The organism is Spirillospora sp. NPDC049652, from assembly GCF_040675125.1.
Lineage (GTDB): Bacteria > Actinomycetota > Actinomycetes > Streptosporangiales > Streptosporangiaceae > Spirillospora.
This window is the reverse complement of the sequence record NZ_JBFAOF010000447.1, coordinates 1-5,615: the sequence shown is the minus strand read 5'-3', so window position 1 is coordinate 5,615 and position 5,615 is coordinate 1. Positions and strand designations below refer to the sequence as shown.

Annotated in this window: 6 protein-coding genes; 4 read left to right on the top strand and 2 right to left on the bottom strand. The window is 74.0% G+C overall.

The window, feature by feature from the left end:
* A partial coding sequence (locus tag AB0J52_RS24800; protein ID WP_500184556.1) for a hypothetical protein occupies window positions 1-190 on the bottom strand: 190 nt, incomplete at its 3' end.
* Window positions 191-369: 179 nt separating this feature from the next.
* Between AB0J52_RS24800 and AB0J52_RS24795 the strand changes: the two genes are divergently transcribed.
* Window positions 370-1,134, top strand: coding sequence for a maleylpyruvate isomerase N-terminal domain-containing protein (locus tag AB0J52_RS24795; protein ID WP_500184554.1), 765 nt, complete (start codon window positions 370-372; stop codon window positions 1,132-1,134).
* A gap of 73 nt (window positions 1,135-1,207) precedes the next feature.
* Here the strand turns inward: AB0J52_RS24795 and AB0J52_RS24790 are convergent, their stop codons facing one another.
* Complete coding sequence (locus tag AB0J52_RS24790; RefSeq protein ID WP_500184553.1) at window positions 1,208-2,050, bottom strand: helix-turn-helix transcriptional regulator; 843 nt, start codon at window positions 2,048-2,050, stop codon at window positions 1,208-1,210.
* A gap of 160 nt (window positions 2,051-2,210) precedes the next feature.
* On the opposite strand from AB0J52_RS24790, the gene AB0J52_RS24785 reads away from it, so the two are divergent.
* From AB0J52_RS24785 to AB0J52_RS24775, 3 genes are all read left to right on the top strand, one after another.
* Window positions 2,211-3,020, top strand: coding sequence for an aminotransferase class IV family protein (locus AB0J52_RS24785; RefSeq protein ID WP_500184552.1), 810 nt, complete (start codon window positions 2,211-2,213; stop codon window positions 3,018-3,020).
* Between the two features lie 140 nt (window positions 3,021-3,160).
* Window positions 3,161-4,570: an MFS transporter gene (locus tag AB0J52_RS24780; protein WP_500184551.1), complete on the top strand. Its 1,410-nt coding sequence runs from the start codon at window positions 3,161-3,163 to the stop codon at window positions 4,568-4,570.
* 430 nt (window positions 4,571-5,000) lie between these two features.
* Window positions 5,001-5,615 (top strand): ParB/RepB/Spo0J family partition protein (locus AB0J52_RS24775; RefSeq protein WP_500184549.1); only part of this gene is annotated, 615 nt, incomplete at its 3' end.

The following is a 5,615-nucleotide window of genomic DNA, read 5'->3' as shown; positions in this document are numbered from 1 at the left end:
ACGAGATCGACCGCCTGCGCACCGCCCGCGAGACCCACCGGCTGAGCTTCCGCGCGGGCCGCGGCGTCGCCGTGTCCTGAGGCCGCGCGGGCCCGTGCGCGGGCCGGTGCGCGGTGGTCCGGGCCGGGTGGCGCACCCGGCCCGGACCCGTCTCGCGGGCCTCGTCCCGGGGGCGGGACGAGGGGAGCATTTGACGTGCCCTAAGCCGACGACACAGCGGAGCGGAGTGGCACCGGAGAGCGAACTTTGAAATCCTCCCCTCTCGGGGGAGCTCCGGGATGTGCCGGGAGGGGCTCCGCCGGAGGCGGGCCGGTTCGGCCGGAGCTGCGGCCACCGGGGTCACGGGGGGCTTTCGCGAACGCGGGGGGAATGCAGGTGGAGCGGACGCCGCCGGACCGGGAACGGGTCCTGGAGTGCTATCAGGCCGGAGTGCGGGCGATCCGCGACCTGGCGGCGAGGGTTCCCGACTGGACCGCCCCGACCCCCTGCGCCGAGTGGCAGGTGCTGGACCTGGCCGGGCACCTGCGCTGCGTCGCCGAGAGCTACCTGGAGTACCTGCAGGACGCCCCGGACAGCCGGCTGGCGAAGCTGTTCGCGCAGGACGCGGCATCCGCGGTGCTGATCCGCCAGCAGGCCCGGCAGAACGCGGCCGAGCTGGCGGTGCTGCCGCCCGAGCCCGGCGAGAGCCGGATCACCGCGTTCACGGTGTCGGCGGGCGCCTACGCCGACCTGATGCCGGACACCTGGGACCGCACGCACCTGGTGTACCGGGGCACCAAGTACACCGTCGGCGACCACGCGGGCGCGGCGTGCCTGGAGTGGCACCTGCACGCGTGGGACCTGGCGCGCGCGGCCGGCGCCGACTACCGCCCGGACGACCCGGAGCTCCTGGTCTCGGCCTGGCACTGGGGTGTTCCGCACCTGCCGCTGGCGGCCGTCCGGGAGGCCGGACGCGGGGACGCGTGGGAGGCGGTGCTGCGGGCGTCGGGGCGGTCGCCGGGCTGGCCGGAGCAGGACGCGGCGGCGCGCCCGCAGCCGCGCCGCCGGACGCGCCAGCCGCGGAGGCCGACCGATGTCCCGCCGTCCTCGGAGGCCGCCCGGCCGGAGTCGTCCCGCGCGGCGTCGTCCCGCTGACGGACGCCGCGCTGACGGACGCCGCGTTGACGGACGCCGCCCGGGCGCTGCGCGCGGCGTCGGGGCGGCGTGGTCAGGTGGTGGCCGCGTGGGGTCTCAGCAGCGAGAGGACGTCGGCGCGCGGGGCGTCCGGCGGGGTGTGGAAGGTGGTCAGGCACTGGTCGGAGTCGTCGGCGAGCCGGAACGACTCGAAGGCCAGCAGCAGCTCGCCCGCCACCGGGTGGCGCAGCCGCCGGGTGCCGTGGCTCTTCTCCTTCACGTCGTGCCGGGCCCACAGCGCGCGGAACTCGGCGCTGCCGTCCGAGAGTTCCGCGATGAGCCCGGTCAGGCGCGGGTGGCCGGGGAAGCATCCGGCGTCGAGCCTCAGCGCGCCGACGGTGTCGGCGGCGAGGGCGTCCCAGTCGGGGAACAGCCTCCGGTGGGCCGGGCTGAGGAAGACCAGGCGGGCGAGGTTGCGGTCGTGCCGGGGAAGGCCGTCCCAGTCGCCGAAGAGGGCCGTCGCCATCGGGTTCCAGGCGAGCAGGTCGAGGAAGCGGCCGGTGACGTAGGCGGGGACGGCGTCCATCGCGTGGAGCAGGTGCCGGAGCGGTTCGCGCACCTCCTGGTGGGACGGGGCGGAGCCCCGGTTCGGGCGGTTGCGGGCGAGGCGGCGCAGGTGGGCGTGCTCGTTGTCGTTCAGCCGCAGGGCGCGGGCGAGCGCGTCCAGGACCTCGGCCGACACGTTGGGGCCGTGCCCCTGCTCCAGGCGGGTGAGGTAGGCGACCGAGACGCCCGCGAGCCCGGCGAGCTCCTCGCGGCGCAGGCCGGGGACGCGCCGGTGCCGTCCGGTGTCGGGCAGCCCGACGTCCGTGGGTGACAGGCGGGCGCGGCGGCTGCGCAGGAACGCGCCCAGCTCGCCGCCGGACCGGTTCTCCATACCGATCATTATCGAGGCGGTGCGGTGTGGCGCGGACCGGCGGAGGCCTGGCCGGGCGTCATCCTGACACCGCCGGTCGTAGGCACGGGGGAGGGCTGGGAAGCCGCCGCGGGAGCGGGCAGGCTGGGGTCGTCCGAGCGCCGAACTGGAGATCCTGACGATGAGCACTGCGACCACTGAGTACGTCGTCCACCTGGACGGGCGTCCCGCGACCGCCGAGGAGCTGGGGCCGCTGGCCTTCCGCGGGTACGCGCACTTCACCGCGATGCAGGTGCGGGGTGGGCGGGCCCGCGGGCTCGACCTGCACCTGGACCGGCTCCGGACGGCGTCGCTGGAGCTCTTCGGCCGGACGGTCCCCGACGAGCGGGTGCGGGAGCTGCTGCGGGCGGCGATCCAGGCCGGACCGGGCGACCTGTCGCTGACGGCCACGGTCTACTCGCCGGCAGGGGAGTTCAGCGCGGACGGTGACGACCTGCGGGTGCTCGTGCGGACGCGTCCGCCGACGGACGGTCCGCAGGGCCCGCTGGCGCTCGCGGTGGTCGAGCATGAGCGGGACCTGCCCGCGATCAAGCACGTCGGTGAGATCGGGAAGACCTACCAGTTGCGGCGGGCCGTCGCCGAGGGGTTCGACGACGCCGCGTTCGTGGACCGCCACGGCCGCTTCAGCGAGGCGACGATCTGGAATCTGGCGTTCTGGGACGGGGAGGCGGTGGTCTGGCCGGACGCGCCGATGCTGGTCGGGGTGACGATGGGGATCCTGCGGCGGCGGCTCGCGGCGCTGGGCGTGCCCCAGGTCGTCCGGGAGGTGACGCCCGACGACGTCCTCGACCTGTCCGGGGCGGTGGTGATGAACTCCTGGACGCCCGGGGTGATGGTGACCCGGTTGGGGGCGGTGGCTCCGCCGGACGAGACGGAGTTCGTCGATCTGCTGCACGATGCCTACCGGACGGAGCCGCTCGTGGAGCTCTGAGCCCCGGCGGCTTCGTCCTCACACCGGACCGCGGCCGGTGTGCGGGGGTTGTAGCAGCGGGGGCACACGGTGCGTGCCGTCGTGTAACGCGTCGCTCCTAGCTTGCGCGGTGTCCGTCCGAGACACCGTGAGGAGACGCCATGACGGCGCTGACCGACCAGGACCCGGCCGCCCGCCGGGCCGGCCGCCCCGGCCGCGGGATCGAGCACTGGGACCCGGACGACCCGGCGTTCTGGGCGTCCACGGGGCGGCGGGTGGCGGCGCGGAACCTGGCCGTGTCGATCGCCACCGAGCACCTCGGGTTCTGCGTGTGGCTGCTGTGGAGCATCGCCGTGCTGAACCTGGACGCGGCCGGGTTCGCGTTGACGGTGGGGCAGACGCTCTGGCTGACCACGCTGCCGAACCTGGTCGGCGCGGCGGTGCGGGTTCCGTACACGTTCGCCCCGGCCCGCTTCGGCGGACGGAACTGGACGGTGGTCAGCACCCTGCTGCTGCTCGTGCCCTGCGTGGTGTTCGTGTACGCCGTTCACCATCCCGGGCTGCCGTTCTGGACGCTGCTGCTGGCCGCGGCGACGACGGGGCTCGGGGGCGGCACGTTCGCGTCGTCGATGGCGAACATCACGCACTTCTACCCGGCGGAGCGGCAGGGGCTTCCCCTCGGGCTGAACGCGGCGGGCGGCAACCTCGGGACGGCGGTGACGCAGCTGGCGATGCCGCCGCTGGTCGTGGCGGCCGGGCTGGCGGCGGTCGGGTGGGTCTGGACACCGCTGATCCTGCTGGCCGCCGGGGCCGCGTACCTGCTGATGGACAACCTGGCGACGGCGACGTCGGCGTACACCCCGCGCGAGATGGCCGCCGCCGCGCGCGACGCGCGGACCGTGGTGATGTCGGTGCTGTACGTCGGGACGTTCGGGTCGTTCATCGGGTTCAGCTTCACGTTCGGGGTGCTGGTGAAGAGCCGGTTCCCAGACGTGGACGGCGCGCACGTGGTCTGGCTGGGGGCGTTCGCCGGGTCGCTGGCGCGTCCGCTCGGCGGGTGGCTGGCCGACCGGTTCGGCGGCGCGCGCGTCACGGTCGTGATGTTCCCGCTGATGGGAGCGGGTGTCGCGGCGGTAGCGCAGGCGGCGCGGACCGGGTCGTGGCCGCTGTTCCTGGGCGCGTTCCTGTTCGTCTTCGTCGCGACGGGTGTCGGCAACGGCTCGACGTACAAGATGATCCCCGTGCTCTTCCGGGTGCGGGGCACGGCCTCGGACGATGGCACGGCATCGGTGGAGGGCACGGCCTCGGGGGAGGGGGCCGGGCCGGCGGTAGGGGTGCCGGGAGGCGTGGCCGGGGCGGGCCAGGGGCGGCGGGCGGCCGCGGCCGCGATCGGCATCGTGTCGGCGGTCGGCGCGGCGGGCGGCGTCCTGGTCCAGCAGGTGTTCCGGGTCTCGCTGGAGCGGACCGGCGGCATCACTCCCGCGCTGCTGGTCCTGGCGGCCTTCTACGTCGCCTGCACCGTCCTGACCTGGCGGGTCCGCCCGCGCCGGACGGCGCGGCCGGCCCGGTGACTCGACTGGCCGTTTGGTAATTGAAAAAGTGACGGTTTCGGGATCACGACGCCATTTCGGCCCGGCGCGCCCGCGCCGGCCGGAGAGGGAATCGAGGTGATCGGGCCCTCCCCCCTATGGGCTTAGGGGGAGGAGGGCGGCGTGCGGGTGCAGCCCAGGTCAGCGAGTGGACCACCCCTCGCAGGGGTGGAAATCAGGCGGTCCGGAACTCCAAGAATATCCTGTCCTTAATTCGCGCGCGCTCTGGGGATCGTAGGGGGTATGCGCTTCCGACATGCGCTGTTATGGTGAATCTCGCCATTCAAATTGATCGCTAAACAATAGCGATTTGCAGCGGTGGAGGGGAAAGCGCGAATTATCTCGGGCCTGGCGGCCTGCGATTCGATGGATGCTTGCCACGGGAGCTGAAGTGAATTCAGGGCAGGAATGCATGGAGATCGACGAGGAGAAGACGGTGGTGCGGGTGGAGATAGCGGCGCTGTCCACCAGGGACTCGCCGCGCGTGCTGGGGGAGGACCCCGACCACGTCGAGGCGCTGGCGGCGGTGCAGGACGAACTGCCGCCCATTCTGGTGCACCGCGCCACGATGAACGTCATCGACGGAATGCACCGGCTGAGGGCCGCGCGGCTGCGCGGCGACGACCGGATCCCGGTCCGGTTCTTCGACGGCGACGCGGCCGACGCGTTCGTCGTCGCGGTCCAGCACAACATCGCGCACGGGCTGCCGCTGTCGCTGGCCGACCGCAAGAGCGCCGCCGAGCGGATCATCGCCTCCCACCCGCAGTGGTCGGACCGCCGGATCGCCTCGGCCACCGGGATCGCGCCGGGCACGGTCGCCGAGATCCGCCGCCGCACCCGCGGCACCGCCGACGTGCGGATCGGCCAGGACGGCCGGGCCCGCCCGGTCAACGGGGTGGAGGGCCGGCGGCAGGCCGCCGAGCTGATCCGCAAGGAGCCGGGGCTGTCGCTGCGGCAGGTCGCGCGCGCCGTCGGCATCTCGCCCGAGACCGTCCGGGACGTGCGCAACCGGCTGAACCAGGGCGAC

Coding starts and splice junctions, on each gene's coding strand:
- AB0J52_RS24785 (WP_500184552.1), top strand. CDS start 2,211: ATGAGCACTGCGACCACTGAGTACGTCGTCCACCTGGACGGGCGTCCC.
- AB0J52_RS24780 (WP_500184551.1), top strand. CDS start 3,161: ATGACGGCGCTGACCGACCAGGACCCGGCCGCCCGCCGGGCCGGCCGC.
- AB0J52_RS24795 (WP_500184554.1), top strand. CDS start 370: ATGCAGGTGGAGCGGACGCCGCCGGACCGGGAACGGGTCCTGGAGTGC.
- AB0J52_RS24790 (WP_500184553.1), bottom strand. CDS start 2,050: ATGGAGAACCGGTCCGGCGGCGAGCTGGGCGCGTTCCTGCGCAGCCGC.